General features: G+C 59.1%; 14 protein-coding genes and 1 riboswitch. Of the genes, 7 read left to right on the plus strand and 7 right to left on the minus strand.

The annotated features are described in order from the left end of the window. Nucleotides 1-13: 13 nt before the first annotated feature. Nucleotides 14-1186 (minus strand): MFS transporter, encoded by a 1173-nt coding sequence (locus WA302_RS15265; protein WP_225735576.1) that lies wholly within the window; start codon nt 1184-1186, stop codon nt 14-16. Nucleotides 1187-1367: 181 nt separating this feature from the next. Here WA302_RS15265 and WA302_RS15270 point away from each other — a divergent pair, with 181 nt between their 5' ends. Beyond that, nucleotides 1368-2231 carry a LysR substrate-binding domain-containing protein gene (locus tag WA302_RS15270; RefSeq protein WP_336064407.1) on the plus strand — a complete coding sequence of 288 codons (864 nt, stop codon included), beginning with the start codon at nt 1368-1370 and terminating at the stop codon, nt 2229-2231. Nucleotides 2232-2313: 82 nt separating this feature from the next. On the opposite strand, the gene WA302_RS15275 is transcribed toward WA302_RS15270, so the two are convergent. The 3 genes from WA302_RS15275 to WA302_RS15285 all read right to left on the minus strand — a co-directional run bounded on the left by WA302_RS15275 (nt 2314) and on the right by WA302_RS15285 (nt 5580). Continuing rightward, on the minus strand, nt 2314-2721 hold the full coding sequence (locus WA302_RS15275; protein WP_043137360.1) for a DUF2000 family protein: 408 nt from the start codon (nt 2719-2721) through the stop codon (nt 2314-2316). Between the two features lie 58 nt (nt 2722-2779). Continuing rightward, complete coding sequence (locus WA302_RS15280) at nt 2780-3628, minus strand: AraC family transcriptional regulator (protein WP_043137364.1); 849 nt, start codon at nt 3626-3628, stop codon at nt 2780-2782. Between the two features lie 71 nt (nt 3629-3699). Then, nucleotides 3700-5580: a diguanylate cyclase domain-containing protein gene (locus WA302_RS15285; RefSeq protein WP_336064410.1), complete on the minus strand. Its 1881-nt coding sequence runs from the start codon at nt 5578-5580 to the stop codon at nt 3700-3702. A 180-nt stretch (nt 5581-5760) separates the two neighbouring features. After that, nucleotides 5761-5836: riboswitch (Fluoride riboswitch) on the plus strand. A gap of 40 nt (nt 5837-5876) precedes the next feature. Between WA302_RS15285 and WA302_RS15290 the strand changes: the two genes are divergently transcribed. The 3 genes from WA302_RS15290 to eno are packed head-to-tail and all read left to right on the plus strand — an operon-like array spanning nt 5877 to nt 8574. After that, on the plus strand, nt 5877-6842 hold the full coding sequence (locus tag WA302_RS15290) for a DHH family phosphoesterase (protein ID WP_336064411.1): 966 nt from the start codon (nt 5877-5879) through the stop codon (nt 6840-6842). A gap of 3 nt (nt 6843-6845) precedes the next feature. Continuing rightward, on the plus strand, nt 6846-7274 hold the full coding sequence (locus WA302_RS15295) for a universal stress protein (RefSeq protein WP_025302833.1): 429 nt from the start codon (nt 6846-6848) through the stop codon (nt 7272-7274). Between the two features lie 16 nt (nt 7275-7290). Next, nucleotides 7291-8574, plus strand: a complete 1284-nt coding sequence (gene eno / locus WA302_RS15300) for a phosphopyruvate hydratase (RefSeq protein ID WP_049204031.1) — start codon at nt 7291-7293, stop codon at nt 8572-8574. On the opposite strand, the gene WA302_RS15305 is transcribed toward eno, so the two are convergent. Next, entirely contained in the window at nt 8571-8978 is a 408-nt protein-coding gene (locus WA302_RS15305; RefSeq protein ID WP_025302831.1) for a MerR family transcriptional regulator, read from the minus strand. The genes eno and WA302_RS15305 overlap by 4 nt on opposite strands. Before the next feature lie 70 nt (nt 8979-9048). Between WA302_RS15305 and WA302_RS15310 the strand changes: the two genes are divergently transcribed. The 3 genes from WA302_RS15310 to WA302_RS15320 all read left to right on the plus strand — a co-directional run bounded on the left by WA302_RS15310 (nt 9049) and on the right by WA302_RS15320 (nt 13645). Continuing rightward, complete coding sequence (locus WA302_RS15310) at nt 9049-10269, plus strand: NADH:flavin oxidoreductase/NADH oxidase family protein (RefSeq protein ID WP_025302830.1); 1221 nt, start codon at nt 9049-9051, stop codon at nt 10267-10269. A 505-nt stretch (nt 10270-10774) separates the two neighbouring features. Next, a complete protein-coding gene (locus WA302_RS15315) occupies nt 10775-12157 on the plus strand; it encodes a diaminobutyrate--2-oxoglutarate transaminase (protein WP_071826114.1) in 1383 nt (460 codons plus the stop codon). Nucleotides 12158-12175: 18 nt separating this feature from the next. Next, nucleotides 12176-13645 carry a pyridoxal phosphate-dependent decarboxylase family protein gene (locus WA302_RS15320; protein WP_043137457.1) on the plus strand — a complete coding sequence of 490 codons (1470 nt, stop codon included), beginning with the start codon at nt 12176-12178 and terminating at the stop codon, nt 13643-13645. A 76-nt stretch (nt 13646-13721) separates the two neighbouring features. Here WA302_RS15320 and WA302_RS15325 read toward each other — a convergent pair whose 3' ends face one another. Further along, on the minus strand, nt 13722-14249 hold the full coding sequence (locus tag WA302_RS15325; RefSeq protein WP_025302827.1) for a carboxymuconolactone decarboxylase family protein: 528 nt from the start codon (nt 14247-14249) through the stop codon (nt 13722-13724). Between the two features lie 3 nt (nt 14250-14252). Further along, a complete protein-coding gene (locus WA302_RS15330; RefSeq protein WP_336064414.1) occupies nt 14253-15041 on the minus strand; it encodes a cyclase family protein in 789 nt (262 codons plus the stop codon). Nucleotides 15042-15081 lie beyond the last annotated feature (40 nt).

The following is a 15081-nucleotide window of genomic DNA, read 5'->3' on the forward strand; positions in this document are numbered from 1 at the left end:
TGATGTCCGAACCTCATTTCAAGTGTTGTCGCCAAAGCAATCCTGCCGCCAGGCAGGCTACCCCGCCGCCGCAGGCCAACACGGCATAAGACGTGCCCCAGCTCTGGGTGGTATCCATCACGATGCCAAAGGATAACGGGGCGAACGAACCGATGCCGAACCCCAGCAACGATCGCCAGCCCATCACGCTGCCGAGCTGTTGCGGCGGCACGTTGTCCGCCATCGCCGCCGACAGCACGCCGGAGTCGCCAAGAATAAAGAAACTGCCGATGCTGACGAACAGCAGCGTCCAGCCCGGCCCCCAGTTCGCCGACCACCCCATCAGCAGCGATCCCAACGCACCGGCGGCGCCCACAAACGTCAGCACCGAGGCACGATTGAAATAGTCGGAAACGGTGCCGACAATCAGCGTGGCGATCATGCCGGCCAGGTGGATCACCGCCGCGGCGATCAATCCGGCGCTGAGCGGATCCAGAGAGAAACCGCTCAACGCCTCGCTGACCAGGCTGGGTGCCCAGGCCCAGTTACCGAGCAGTTCCCAGCTGTGAGCGATATACCCGATCAGCAACAGCAGGGTCGCATAGGTGATAGCATAGCTTTCTCGTTTCGTCTTCCTCCCCAGCGTGCGCGGTTGCGGTTCCTGATAACCGACCAGGGCCAACGAACCCGCCAGCGCCCCCAGTAGCGCACCGGCGGCGCACAGGGCAAACGCCACGCCGGCGCCCCAGCGCATGGCGCTCCAACCGGCGATGAAAACCGACAGAAAATACCCCAACGAACTGGCCGCCAGGATCATGCCGATGGCGTAACCGCGTCGGGCCGGGCCGTTCATCCCCATCGCTAACAGCAGCGCCGGCGTATAGGCGCCGCCCTGCGTCAGGCCGACGAAGGCCATCAACACCAGTGCGCCGATATACGAATGGGCAAACACGGCGAACAGCATCAGCGCACCGGCACCCAGCCAGGAAAACAGCAGATACACCCGACGCGCGCCCAGCGAATCACACCACCAGGAAGCCACCAGCAACGCCAGGGCGTTGGTCAGGCTGAACACCGTCTGCACTGTACCGGCGGAGGCGGCGTCGAGCTGCCACTCGCTTCTGATGGTCGGCAGCGCGCCGGCGAACATCATGGTGCCCAGGCAGAGGCCGGCCCGGCTCACGCAAAGCAAAAAGAAAGCTCGCATCTCAGGGGCGCCTCCCTGTCAACCGCAGGGTGAGGATAACGCCATTAACACGCATGACCGATAGCCAAAAGATCCGCATCATAAACTCAGCAATCAGAAGGAGATGCCTCATCATAGTGAGCAAAATCAACGGCTGACAAACGATCTTTCCTCCCTCACTTGGTTGAGCTAGACTCAACCTATGAAAAAAATTCACTCCCTGCCGCACCTGTCCGCTTTCGAAGCCGCCGCCCGTCTCGGCAGCTTCAGCGCCGCTGCGGATGAGCTGTTTCTCACCACCGGCGCGGTCAGTCGCCACATCCGCAGCCTGGAAGAACAGCTGCAGCTCAAACTGTTTTATCGCGGACACAAGTCCGTGCGGCTGACGCAGGCCGGCGAGAATTTTTCCCGCACTGCGTCCCGAGTGATAAGCGAATTGTTTTCGGCGGAAAGCGCACTGAAAGCGAGCGCCGGCCGGCAGCGGCTGGTGGTACACAGCCTGCCGACGTTCACCATGCACTGGCTGATGCCGAAATTGGCAGCGTTCAACGAGATTCATCCGGAGGTCGCGATTGATATCACCACCGCCACTGGGGCCGTCGATCGCAATATGCCGTTTGACCTGGCGATCCGGCGCGATCCCGCGCACTTCTCCGGACTGAAAGCGATCCCTTTTTTGCAGGAAGACAGCCTGCTGGTCTGCAGCCAGAGCTATTTGCGCACCATGCCGATCAGCGCGCCAGACAATCTGGCCGAGCATACCGCCATTCGCATCCGCGCCCGTGAGGATTTATGGCACAGTTGGTTGAATACCTATCCGACGGCGCTGGACGCCTCGCCGCCGCCGCTCGACCATACCTTCGCCGCCATTCAGGCGGCCGAAGACGGCCTGGGACTGGCCGTCGTGCCTTACCTGTTCTGCGCCAAACATCTGTCGTCTGGCCGGCTGGTGTCGCCTTTCCCAGCGTTGACTATCCGAACCGGCGTTTATTCCCTGCTGCTGCGCGATCGGGACGATGAGGTCGTGAGCCAATTCGCCGCCTGGCTGCAAACGTTCCAGGCGTAAGCGCCGTATCGGAAACGCGTCACCCTCCTGGACATGCGCGAGCGTTTCGCGCGTCCAGTCGGTAAACCAGGCAAAGACATTCTCAGGCGTGGAGCGTCAGGCCTTTTATCGCCTTATCCACCGCTTTCTTCGGCCCGCGCAACGCCAGGCCGACCAAATCCAGATTGTCCGCGTCTTCAGCGAGAAAAACCTGCCGGTTGGCTGCATCGTGCCCGGTCGCAAACATGGCGTGCACATAGGGAACCAACGTCAATTCCCGCTCCAGCCCTTTGCGATGCACCTTTTGCAGGCCCGGCAGATCCGCGGCAAAAATCAGCATCGGCTGCCCGGAAATGCCGCCGTAGCGTCTGCCTTGCGCATCCACATAACACTCGCCGATGATTTCCGGGGCGGCGGCGGCGATGCCCGTCGCCAGAAAGGCCACCACATTCAGCCGCTGCCAGGTCTGCAGATCGTCGCGTACGATAAACGCTATCTTGGTATCAAACATGTTTCGCTCTACTCCGTTGTGCTCTTAAAATAAAAGCGCATCATCGGCGATGGGCGAATCAGCGGTATAGAACGTTTGTGCACTGACGTTGATAGGCCGCCGGCGATAAACGGTAGGCGCGCTGGAACCAGCGGCCCAAGTGGCTCTGATCGGCAAAGCCCACCTGCATCGCGACCTGCGCCGGTTCTTCCCCCTGCGCCAACAACAAGCGTGCAGCCCGCAGCCTCAGCCGGACCAGGTAAGCATGCGGCGACTGGCCGAAGGCCCGGGTGAACTGGCGAGTCAGGCGGAAGCGGTCCAGGCCGCACTGAAGCGCAAGTTCATCCAGGCTGGGGTTACCTGCCATGTGCTCGTGCAGGTAGTCTCGTAAGCGATTCATCACAATCAAAGCATCATCGCTTTGGGAAGTCGGCCTGACGCGAATATGCCGCGCCAAAAGCGTCAGCAGTTGATCCAGGCTTTGATCGCGCGCCAGCCGGCCTTCCCCCTGATGCAACGCAAAAAAAGCCTGTTGTATCGCGGTCGCCAGCATCGGATCGTCGGTCAACGTGCTGTGGAACGCGCCTTCCAGCACAGAAACGTCCCCTAATCCGCGGCGGTTCATCGCATCGGAAACCCAATGCTGCGGCAGATAAAGCATGGCATAGGTAAACCCTTCGGCCTGCGGCGCATGACCATCGTGCACCGCGCCCGGCTCGATCAGCATGGCGCGTCCCGGCCGGCTGGTATGCAAGGAACGATGACAGTTGAAACGTTGTAAACCTTGCTGCGTCACGCCCACCAGCATTTCGTCATGATCGTGGGGATCGTAGGCATGCCCCTGAAAGTGGGCATTGACGCTCTCGATGCCGGTTTCGTCATCGCGCCGCAGTTCCAGCCAGTCTTTGTGTTGATGATTAGACGCCATGCAATCAGTCCGGAGTTCTGCCCATAGGAAAGAAGAAAACAGCTTACCCTGAGACGGTCACCGTTTCACGCTCATAACTTGCAGATGGCATAAGTGCCCTTTCCGGCCGATTTCGCCTGATACATCGCGCCGTCGGCACGGGTCAACAGCATCTCCTCCGTCACGTCAGTGTGTGAGGAAATCGCCGCCCCCAGGCTGGCGGACAGGCTCACCGTCTGCTGCCCGATCTGCGAAATATCAGCCAGCCGCGCCAACACGTTTTCGCAAAATTCGCTGACCTCGCGCTGCGGTTCCGCCAACGGCCATAGGATGACCGTGAATTCGTCACCGGCCAGGCGCGAAACGCTATGGCGCTCGCCGGCGCAGGCGCTGAGCAACCTGGCGAACGTCTTGAGGATCAGATCGCCGAAGTCATGGCCATAGCTGTCATTGAGGGCTTTGAAACCATCGAGATCGATGAACACCAGCGCCATTTGCTGCTGTTCGCAACAGGCCTGCACCGTGCTGGACAACCGACGCAGAAAAGCGCGGCGGTTGGTCAACCCAGTCAGCATGTCGTGCGTAGCATCGTACTCCAGCCGTTGCTGCAGGCGCTTCAACTCGGTAATGTCCATGGACAGAATGTAAAACCCCTGAGCCTCGCACGGCACCAGCGTAGTGTGGATCATCAGCAACCCCTTCTGGGTCTGGAGCTCATTTTCGAAGCTCACCATTTCCCCCGCCAGGGCCCTGTCTATCATCGGTTTCGCTATCTGATAAACGTTCTCCCCCATAAAATCGCGCACCGTCATTCCTCTAAGGCGGCTTTCTTCCAGGCCAAACCAGGTTTTATAGGCGCTGTTAGCGAACAGGTAGCGTTCATTACCGTCGATTTGGCTGATCAACGCCGGCATGTTGTCAGTAATGGCCCGCAGGCGTTCCTTCTCCGTGCTGAGCTGATATTCGGCGAGTACCCGGGTTTCAATCTCTTCGTTGAGTTTCTTGACGACCACGTTCAGCTCCCGCGTGCGGATTTCGACGCGTTGTTCCAGCTCGTGTTGCAGAGAGAACAGATCGGCCTCCGCCGCCTTGCGCTCGCTGATATCGACGATAACCGAGATGAAATGATCCGGTTTGCCGTTAGGCAGCCGGTTTAACGCCACCGTCAGCTGCACCCAGACGATCGAGCCATCGGCACGGAAATAGCGTTTCTCAAGCGAGTAAGTACTGATCTCGTTTCTCAGCAGTTGCTGCAGTTTTTCTAGATCGGTGTTGAGATCGAGCGGATAGGTAATGTCCTGAAAGGTGCGATCCATCAGCTCGCGCTCGGAATAGTGTAACATTTCGCAGATGCGCGGATTGACCCGCAGCCAATACCCCTGCAGCGACACCAGCGCCATCCCTACCGCCGCCTGGGCGAAGGTCTGTTCGAACAAGGCTTCCGAGCGTTGCAGGTTGGACTTCAGGTTTTCGGTATAGACATGGCGTTCAATGCTCTGCAGGTACTCTTCCACCACGGCGGCGAAGTCGTGCAGGTCGGCCACCTGTTCCGGAGAAAACGGCTGCGGCTGGCTGTCGATAATGCACAGGGTGCCGAGCGGCAAACCGTCGAGCGACAGCAGCGGTTGCCCAACGTAGAAACCGATTCGCGGCCCGCCGATCACCAGCGGATTGTCGAAAAAACGCGGGTCGTTGGCGGTATCGGGCACCACCAGCGCTTCACGTTGCAAGATCGCATGGCCACAAAATGAGATGTTACGCGGCGTTTCCCGGACATCCAGACCGTAGCGCGATAGAAACCATTGGCGATCCCGGTCGATCAATGACACCAGCGCAATGGTGACGCCGAAGTATTTCGCCGCCAGCCGTGTAATACGATCCAGTTTTTCCACCGAGTTCGAATCCAGCACGTTCAGCGAGTTCAGTACCGACAGACGTTCGGCTTCGTTTTCGGGGAAGCAGGGTTCAAGCATGTTGTCTCCCATTGTGTCACCCACGGATCCGGCGCAGCCAGCCTGCGTGATTCCGTTCAGCCTATCCGTCGGTTAGCGGCAAATATCCTTGTCCATCATAGACTCACTCAGTATCAATCCGATTGCGCATTCTCGCCAGCTTTGCCGGGCGTTGCGTTTGCCACCGCGCTGCGCTACAGTCGTTCACAAGGTGATGGTGTTCCACCTTTCCCAACCGCCGCGTTCGCTCGAACCGGATGATGACGCCTGATATACAACTTCGCTTTATTTTTTAGGCAGGTATGTCAGGAGTCGCTATGAATGAAATCTCACGTCTTACCCCTTTTCCATCCCAGCCTGATCTCGCCGTGCGGGAAATGCCGCTGTACGTTTTCGGCCATAAAAATCCCGACAGCGACAGCATCTGCAGCGCGCTGGTGGTCGCGGACTGGCTCAATCACCTCGGCAAACCGGCCGTCGCTTTCCGCCTTGGCGAATTGACGCCGGAAACCCGCTACATACTGGCCGCCGCCGGCGTACAAACGCCTGCGCTGCTGACAGACGATCTCCGTGACCGCAAAGTCTGGCTGGTGGATTTTACCGACGTCGAACAAGGGCCGGCCTCATTGCCCGACAGCGATGTGGCCGGCGTTATCGATCATCACCGGCTGGGCACCTTGATCACCCGCAACCCGCCCGATGTCTGGATCCGCGCCGTTGGCTGTTGCGCCACCGTGATCCTGTCCATACTGACGTCAGATACGCCGATGCCGCTTTCTTCCGCCCAGGCCACGCTGCTGCTGGGCGCGATTTTGAGCGATACCGTTGCGCTGAGCGCACCGACCACCACCGAACAGGATCGGGTGGCGGTCGCGCGGTTATGCGCAATCTCTCACGTTGACTATGACGCCTTCACCGCCGGATTGCTTGCCGCCAAAACCGATCTTTCGGGGCAATCCGCCCCGCAGTTGCTGCACCGTGACGCCAAGAATTACCGCATCCATAGCGTCTCGCTGCTGCTGTCGCAGATAGAAGTGCGGGCTATGAGCGATATCGATCCGCTGTTGCCCGCGCTGCAACAGGCGCTCGAGCAGGCTAAGCAGGAGGCCGGGCTGGAGATGACCGCGCTGCTGGTTACCGATATCACCCGCCACCGCTCCACCCTGTATTTCTCGTCGAACCGGGTGCTCGCCATTCGGCAGGTGTCGCTGCCCGGCATGACGAGCCGGAAAAAAGAGGTTTTACCGTGGTTAACCCTACAGATTGCTAACGCAGGGAGATAAGTCATGTCGCTCTATCAACATGCTTTACTGCTGGTGCAGGATGAACGCGACGGCCGGCTGCTGTTACGCCATGCCGAACGCCTCAATCAGCAGATGAATACGCGCATTACCGTGGCGCACATCAGCGCCGACTATGCCGAGCTGGACTACCTCAGCGATGCACAAACCAAAGATCGCCAGTCCAGCGAGGTGATCGCTGCCAAAGCCATGCTCAGCAGGCTGGTGGAAGACTGCACAATCCCCCTGGAGGTGCGCGCAATTGTCAGTATTCACCGCTTCAAAGACATCGAGGCCCTGATTGCCCGTGAAGGCGTCGATCTGTTGCTGCTCGGCCATCAGAACCGTCCGTTCGGCGTCTTTGCCTCCTTCGGCTTCGAGTTCATTAACCATTTGTCGATCGACGTGCTGATAAAGCACGTGCCCACTCCCTAGAATGAGGTGATCATCCATGAGCTATGAAATTGAAAACGTAACCGCCAGAGAGATCCTGGATTCGCGCGGCAACCCCACCGTCGAAGTTGAAATGACTGCGGCGGGCGTCGTGGCACGGGCTTCGGTTCCCTCCGGCGCCAGCACCGGTTCACGCGAGGCGGTGGAACACCGCGACGGCGATCCGCACCGTTACGGCGGTAAAGGCGTTCAGGAAGCGGTGCAAAGCGTCAAAACGGCGATCAATGAAGCGCTGCGCGGGGTGGATGTACGCCAACAAGGGGAGATTGACCGCCGGTTGATCGCACTGGACGGCAGCGAGAACAAGAGCCGATTGGGGGCCAACGCCCTGCTCGGCGTTTCTCTGGCCGCCGCCCGCCTCGCGGCGCAATTGTCGCAGCTGCCGCTGTATCGTTATCTGGGCGGTCTCGGCGCCAACCTGCTGCCGGTGCCCTGCATGAATATCATCAACGGCGGCGTGCATGCCCGCTGGCAAGGTGCGGACTTTCAGGAATTTATGATAGCGCCGCTGGGCGCGCCGTCGCTGCGCGAGGCCGTGCGCTGGGGCAGTGAAGTTTATCAGGCGCTGCGCCAAATTCTGTTGGAGAAAGGCCTGTCGGTCGGCGTTGGCGACGAAGGCGGTTTTGCGCCGGCGGTTGCCTCTAACCGGCAACCGCTGGAGCTGATCGTACAGGCGATAGAGAAAGCCGGTTATCAACCGGGAGACGATATCGCCATTTGCATGGACCCGGCCTCGAGTGAATTCTATGCCAACGGCAAATACCGCCTGCGCAGCGAAAACGCTGAACTGGATGCCGAACAGATGACGGCCTATTACCAGCGGCTGGTGCAAGATTTTCCCATCGTGCTGATTGAAGACGGTTTGGCCGAGGACGACTGGGCGGGCTGGCGCATTCTCAGCGACGCCCTGGGCGATCAGGTGGAACTGGTCGGTGACGATCTGTTCGTCACCAACGTGAAATACATCCAGCGCGGGATTGATGAAAGATTGGCCAATGCGGCGCTGATCAAGCTGAACCAGATTGGCACGCTGAGCGAAACTTTCGCCGCCGTGCAGCTTTGCCAGGCAAATGGCTGGGGCGCCTTTATCTCACACCGCAGCGGCGAAACCGTCGACAGCTTTATCGCCGATATGACGGTTGCGATGCGAGCTGGCCATGTGAAAACCGGCGCGCCGTGCCGCGGCGAGCGGATCGAAAAATACAATCAGCTGATGCGCATCGAAGACCAATTGGGCATCGCGGCGGTATATGCCGGGCGCGCCGCCTTTAAACACCGTTAATCTTTGCAGGCCGGCCACGCACCGGCCTGTTTTTCATTTTTTGCGCGGCATAATCCCGCCACGCCGGATTCCAACAGAATACGCCGCGTCGCCATCAACGTCTCACGCTGCTCGTTCAGCGTCGCCATCATCCGCTCGATTTCCGCCAGCCGGCTGTCGACGCCCTGTATCAACCCATCCTGATAGGCGCTGCCCTGCAGCGCCAATACCCCGCGGATCGCCTGCAGCGAAAACCCCAGATTCTGGCCGATTTGGATCAGGTGCAGCCGCTCCAGCGCGCTTTCGCTATACACCCGATATCCGTTAACGCCGCGCACCGCTTTGGGCAGCAGCCCCTGCTGTTCGTAGTAACGTATCGCCGAGGCGGCCATGCCGGCGCGCTCCGCCAACTCTCCGATTTTCATGCCCTATTGACCTTAAAGTTAACTTTAACCCTAGTATAGCGCCATTCCCCCTGCGACAGGAACGTACCCGATGTTTACCCCACTGATTCTGCCCAACGGCAGCCGCTTACCCAACCGTCTGGCCAAGGCCGCGTTGGAAGAAAATCTGGCCGATGAAGGCCAACTGCCCGGCCCCGCGCTATGGCGCCTGTATCGCCACTGGGGTATCGGCGGTGCCGGCCTCATCATCACCGGCAACGTGATGATCGACGGACGCGCCATGACCGGCCCCGGCGGCGTAGTGCTGGAACAGGATACGCCGCTCGAGGCGTTCAAAACCTGGGCGGCGGCCTCGCGCCAAGAAGGCGCGCAGGTATGGATGCAGCTCAGCCACCCGGGCCGTCAGGTGATGGCCAACATGGGCGGTAACGCCTGGGCGCCCTCCGCCATCCCAATGGCGATGGGCAAGTACAGCAAGCAGTTTGCCCCGCCGCAGGCCATGAGCGAAGCGCAGATTGCCGAGGTGATCGCCCGCTTCGCCGCCAGCGCGCACGCCGCCGAACAGGCCGGGTTTACCGGCGTGCAGATCCATGCGGCGCACGGCTACCTCATCTCCCAGTTCTTGTCGCCGTTGTCCAACCAGCGCAGCGATCGTTGGGGGGGCGAGCTGGCGAATCGCGCCCGCCTGCTGCTGGAGGTGGTGCGCGCGGTGCGCCAGCGTGTCTCGCCAGGCTTTTGCGTGGCGGTCAAACTGAACTCCGCCGATTTTCAGCGTGGCGGCTTTTCGCCGGACGAGGCCCGACAGGTATTGTTGATGCTCAACGAACTGCCGGTCGATCTGGTGGAGTTGTCAGGCGGGAGTTATGAGAGCCCGGCGATGCAGGGCGAAGCGGCGGACGACAGCACCCTGGCGCGCGAAGCCTATTTTCTGACCTTCGCCCGCGATCTCGCCGCAGTGGCCCGCATGCCAGTGATGACTACTGGCGGCATCGCCCGCCCGTCGGTGGCGCAACGGGTGCTGAACAGCGGCATCGCGGTGGTCGGCATCGCCACCGCCATGGCGGAAATTCCCGATCTGCCGCACCGCTGGCAAACCGGCGAAGCCCCTCATGCGCTGCCCGCACCGGTAAAATGGCGCGATAAAACGCTGACGCTGCTCGCCCGTATGGCGCTGATCAAGCGCCGCATGCACGCCCTGAGCCGCGATCGGACGCGCAACGTGCGTTACTCCCCGCTGTGGTCGCTGCTCATCGACCGGTGGCGCACCCGCCGCACTCTGCGGCGCTATCACGCCTGGTTACGGCAACGTTAATAACCGCGGTGCCGGCAGACTCGCCGGCACCGCACAAAAATCCCGCTTTTTTGATCGCGCTACGTAAAATCTGCAAGAAATCACCACTCTGGGTACTGCGCTTTTAACGCTCGACCGCTTATATTCATCACAAATTTTGTGTATATAACCGCTATAGGACTTAAGGTGGTGAATAGATGAAAATAAGCCGCTATTTTCTATTTATGTTATTAATCGGAAATTCACCTTAATAATAAATGCATTAAAGAAGTAGCCAAAGGAAAGCAGAAAAGGATTTTTACGCAATGTTAAAGAAATGTTGTTTTTTGCTGGCAAAACCAACGGTCAACAAATCAACAACATATTGATGAGCCTAAGAAAAAACTAAACAATTCAAAACAAAATCGGCTATTGAGTCCCAGGCAAAAAAGCCATATATTGGTCGCGCTTTTCACAAGGCAGTTACTTTTCTAATTCATTAATTCAATCGTTGCGTCTTGAGACCTTCGGTTGTAGGAGAGATATGATGACGGATAAAGTCCGTATTGATACTTTAGTTGCAAACTCATTAAACGGAAACAATGAAACCTATTTGGCGCGTCAAGCCGAATTTGAGTCGAATGTTAGGAGTTATCCGCGCAAATTGCCGTTGGCAATTGCGAAAGCCCAGGGCGTTTGGATCACTGATGTTGAGAATAATCAATATCTTGATTGCCTGGCCGGGGCGGGAACGTTGGCTCTTGGACATAATCACCCCGACGTCCTGCAAAGCATCCAAAATGTCATTACCAGCGGCTTGCCGTTACATACTCTCGATCTCACGACCCCGTTGAAAGATCGTTTCTCCGATTACCTGCTCTCTCTGTTGCCTGGCGAAGGCAAAGGGTATTGCCTGCAGTTCTGCGGCCCGTCCGGCGCCGATGCGGTGGAAGCCGCGCTGAAGCTGGCGAAAAAGCACACCGGCCGTTCCGGCGTGATCAGCTTCTCCGGCGGCTACCACGGCATGACCCACGGCGCGCTGTCGGTCACCGGCAACCTGTCGCCGAAAGCGGCCATCAACGGCATGATGCCGGAAGTGCAATTCATGCCTTATCCGCATGAATACCGCTGCCCGCTGGGCATCGGCGGCGAAGCCGGCGTCAAGGCGCTGACCTACTACTTCGACAACCTGATCAACGACGTGGAAAGCGGCGTGCGTAAACCGGCGGCGGTGATCCTAGAAGCCGTTCAGGGCGAAGGCGGGGTTAACCCGGCCCCGGCCGAGTGGCTGCAGCGCATTCGCAAAGTGACGCAGGAACACGGCATTCTGCTGATCATCGACGAAGTTCAGGCCGGTTTCGCCCGTACGGGCAAGCTGTTCGCCTTCGAACACGCCGGCATCGAGCCGGACATCATCGTGATGTCGAAAGCGGTCGGCGGCGGCTTGCCGCTCGCGGTGCTGGGCATCAAAAAAGAGTTCGATGCCTGGGAACCGGGCCACCACACCGGCACCTTCCGCGGCAACCAGCTGGCGATGGCCACCGGCCTGACCACCCTGCAGTACCTGAAAGAGCATAAGGTCGCCGATAAAGTGGCCGCTCAGGGCGAATGGCTCAAAGGCAAGCTGACCGAGCTGCAGAAACGTTATCCGGTGATCGGTCACGTCCGCGGTCTGGGCCTGATGATCGGCATCGAGATCGTCAAGCCGAACGAAGCGCAGGATCACATGGGCTGTTACCCGGCCGATGGCGAGCTGTCCGCGCTGCTGCAGAAAAAATGCTTCGAATCCGGCTTGATCCTGGAGCGCGGCGGGCGCAACGGCTGTGTGCTGCGCCTGTTGCCTTCCCTGCTGATCACCAATGATGAGCTGGGTATTTTCCTGGATAAATTTGAGCAGGCGCTGTTGGCCGCCGGCGTCAAGCCTGTCTGATTGGAGCGAATGACCGCGATGTCCAAGTTAAACCCGATTCTGGCTTCCTCGGCGCACAGCGCCGAGGCTTACCGCCAGGCGATCGCACAGAGCAGTGAAGCCGTCGTGCAGTGGCTGCAACAGCCCGAGATGTATCAGGGCAAAAGCGTTGCCGAACTGCGCGAGCGCATCCAGCTAGACTTTACCCCGCAAGGCCTGGGCAACCAGGCGGCGATCGAGCGCGCCATCGAGTACTTTTTGAAAGACAGCCTGTCGGTGCACCACCCGCAGTGCGTGGCGCACCTGCACTGCCCGAGCCTGGTGATTAGCCAGGCTGCCGAAGTGCTGATCAACGCCACCAACCAGAGCATGGACTCCTGGGATCAGAGCCCGTCGGCCACGCTGATCGAAATGAAATTGATCGAGTGGCTCCGCGCCCAGGTCGGTTACCCGTCCGGCGACGCCGGGGTGTTCACCAGCGGCGGCACCCAGAGCAACCTGATGGGGCTGATGCTGGCGCGCGACGCGTTCTTCGCGCGTCAGGGCCACTCCGTGCAGCAGGACGGTCTGGTGGGCGATCTGCGCAAGCTGAAGGTGTTCTGTTCTGAAAACGCCCACTTCTCGGTGCAGAAGAACATGGCGCTGATGGGCCTCGGCTATCAGTCCGTCACCCTGGTGAAAACCGATCGCTTCGCCCGCATGGACGTGAACGATCTGGCGGAAAAACTGGCGCAGGCCAAGGCCAACGGCGAGCAGGTGATGGCGATTGTCGCCACCGCCGGCACCACCGACGCCGGTGCCATTGACCCGCTGCGCGACATCGCACGGCTGGCGGCGGAGCAGCAGATTTGGGTGCACGTGGATGCGGCCTGGGGCGGCGCGCTGCTGCTTTCCGAGCAGTACCGCGACTACCTGGACGGCCTGGAGCTGGTGGACTCCATCACCCTGGACTTCCATAAACAGTTCTTCCAGACCATCAGCTGCGGCGCCTTCCTGCTGAAAGACGAGCGCCACTACGAGCTGATGCGCTATCAGGCGGCCTACCTGAACTCCGAGTTCGACGAAGCGCAAGGCGTGCCGAACCTGGTGTCCAAGTCGCTACAGACCACCCGCCGCTTCGATGCGTTGAAGCTGTGGATGGGGCTGGAAGCGCTCGGGCAGAAGCAATACGCCGAGATCATCGATCATGGCGTGACGCTGGCGCAACAGGTGGCGCGCTACATCGCCGATCAAGAAGCACTGGAACTGGTGATGCAGCCGCAGCTGGCCAGCGTGCTGTTCCGCTACCGTCCGGCGCAGCTGGCGGCGAACGGCGATGCGGCCGTCGCGCTGTTCAACCAGCGTATCGGTGACGCCCTGTTGGAATCGGGCCGCGCCAACGTCGGCGTGACCGAGTTCGATGGCGTGACCTGCCTGAAGATGACGCTGCTGAACCCGATCGTGACGCTGGAAGACATCAAGCTGTTGCTGGCGCTGGTCGAGAAAACCGCCCAGCAGCTGCCCGCGTAACCCTCTGCCACTGCGCATTAAAAGCCGATAACCCCAGGTTATCGGCTTTTTTATCGCGCTCACGCCGTGCGCGTATTCAATCCGTTGACATGTTTTCCCAGGATGTCGCTTGTAGGTCCAGATCGATTTCCAGCGTTTCCAAAAAGCGCGCCGTCATCATGTAGTGCCCAATCATTAATGCCAGTTCAGCCAGTTGAACCTCGTCATAATAGCGCCTGACCGCGTTAAATGTGTCGGCAGAGACCTTCACCTGCTTCACGCATTCATCGACAAAATGCAAGATGGCCGTCCCTCTGGCGTCGATGCCCACACCCTGCTCTATTTTCTCGATGTCGTCATCGCGCCACCCCGCAAGGATCGCCAGCGGATAGTGTTGCATACGCTCATAAGCGCTGTGGCTTAACGCGCCAACCCTTAATATGATCATTTCCCGATCTTTATCACACAGTCGCCCGGCCGGAAAAGAAGCGCCCAGGGACAGATATCCCTGCGCCGAACGGCTGGTTTTCAACAGACCCAGCGTAAGATTGGCGGGAAAACGGGCATATTGCTGCTGCTGCTCAGCCGTTAATTCACTCACTACCGGCAGTTTTATTCTGGCCATCGTTTATTCCCCTGCGCGTTCATCGATAATTGCAACCGGCCGAGCCCAGCCGGCGGATGCCTTATAAACCTTCACCGGCAGACTGATCACGTTAAATCCGCAGGGCGGCAGCAATTCAAGATTGCACAGTTTTTCAATCTGGCAATAAGGATATTGACTGCCGGCATAGTGCCCTTCCCAAATAAGCGAAATATCGCCGCTTTGTTCAAATTTGGTGCGCGTATGGCTGAATGGCGCGTCCCAGCTCCAGGCATCGGTGCCCACCACCCTGACACCACGTTCAGTAAGATACAGCGTCGCTTCACGGCCCATGCCGCAACCGCGATGAATAAAATCTTCGCTGCCGTAACGCCCGCCGGCCGCCGTGTTGACCAGGACAATATCGCCGGCGGCGATAGGATGGCCGATCCTCGCTAATTCACGCTCAATATCATGTGCAGTGGCTACATAGCCGTCGGGAAAATGCCGAAAATCCAATTTGACGCCAGGGCAGATACACCATTCCAGCGGTATTTCATCAATGGTTTTTGATGCAGAGCCGTCGTCCATATGCGAATGGTAGTGATACGGGGCGTCCATATGCGTCCCCGCGTGGGTGCTCATGCGGACAAATTCCACCGCCCAGCCCTCCTGACGCGGCAGCGCTAAGGGATCCAGGCCGGGAAATGATTCCGCCAGCTGCAACGCTCCGCGCTTGTTGTCAACATACTCGATTTCCGGCAGAAACCGCTCCGGATCGGAAGCGATCCCGCTCATCAGCGGCACCGAAAGATCAATGATTTTACCGTACATATTGTTACCTTTATCCAGGGGAATGACCTGCCCAGAGTAA

Source organism: Serratia sp. 201 (genome assembly GCF_037027545.1).
Lineage (GTDB): Bacteria > Pseudomonadota > Gammaproteobacteria > Enterobacterales > Enterobacteriaceae > Serratia > Serratia bockelmannii.

Excerpts from the sequence above, each read along its gene's own strand:
- WA302_RS15265 (WP_225735576.1), bottom strand. The coding sequence starts at position 1,186 with ATGCGAGCTTTCTTTTTGCTTTGCGTGAGCCGGGCCGGCCTCTGCCTG.
- WA302_RS15270 (WP_336064407.1), top strand. The coding sequence starts at position 1,368 with ATGAAAAAAATTCACTCCCTGCCGCACCTGTCCGCTTTCGAAGCCGCC.
- WA302_RS15275 (WP_043137360.1), bottom strand. The coding sequence starts at position 2,721 with ATGTTTGATACCAAGATAGCGTTTATCGTACGCGACGATCTGCAGACC.
- WA302_RS15280 (WP_043137364.1), bottom strand. The coding sequence starts at position 3,628 with ATGGCGTCTAATCATCAACACAAAGACTGGCTGGAACTGCGGCGCGAT.
- WA302_RS15285 (WP_336064410.1), bottom strand. The coding sequence starts at position 5,580 with ATGCTTGAACCCTGCTTCCCCGAAAACGAAGCCGAACGTCTGTCGGTA.
- WA302_RS15290 (WP_336064411.1), top strand. The coding sequence starts at position 5,877 with ATGAATGAAATCTCACGTCTTACCCCTTTTCCATCCCAGCCTGATCTC.
- WA302_RS15295 (WP_025302833.1), top strand. The coding sequence starts at position 6,846 with ATGTCGCTCTATCAACATGCTTTACTGCTGGTGCAGGATGAACGCGAC.
- eno (WP_049204031.1), top strand. The coding sequence starts at position 7,291 with ATGAGCTATGAAATTGAAAACGTAACCGCCAGAGAGATCCTGGATTCG.
- WA302_RS15305 (WP_025302831.1), bottom strand. The coding sequence starts at position 8,978 with ATGAAAATCGGAGAGTTGGCGGAGCGCGCCGGCATGGCCGCCTCGGCG.
- WA302_RS15310 (WP_025302830.1), top strand. The coding sequence starts at position 9,049 with ATGTTTACCCCACTGATTCTGCCCAACGGCAGCCGCTTACCCAACCGT.
- WA302_RS15315 (WP_071826114.1), top strand. The coding sequence starts at position 10,775 with ATGACGGATAAAGTCCGTATTGATACTTTAGTTGCAAACTCATTAAAC.
- WA302_RS15320 (WP_043137457.1), top strand. The coding sequence starts at position 12,176 with ATGTCCAAGTTAAACCCGATTCTGGCTTCCTCGGCGCACAGCGCCGAG.
- WA302_RS15325 (WP_025302827.1), bottom strand. The coding sequence starts at position 14,249 with ATGGCCAGAATAAAACTGCCGGTAGTGAGTGAATTAACGGCTGAGCAG.
- WA302_RS15330 (WP_336064414.1), bottom strand. The coding sequence starts at position 15,041 with ATGTACGGTAAAATCATTGATCTTTCGGTGCCGCTGATGAGCGGGATC.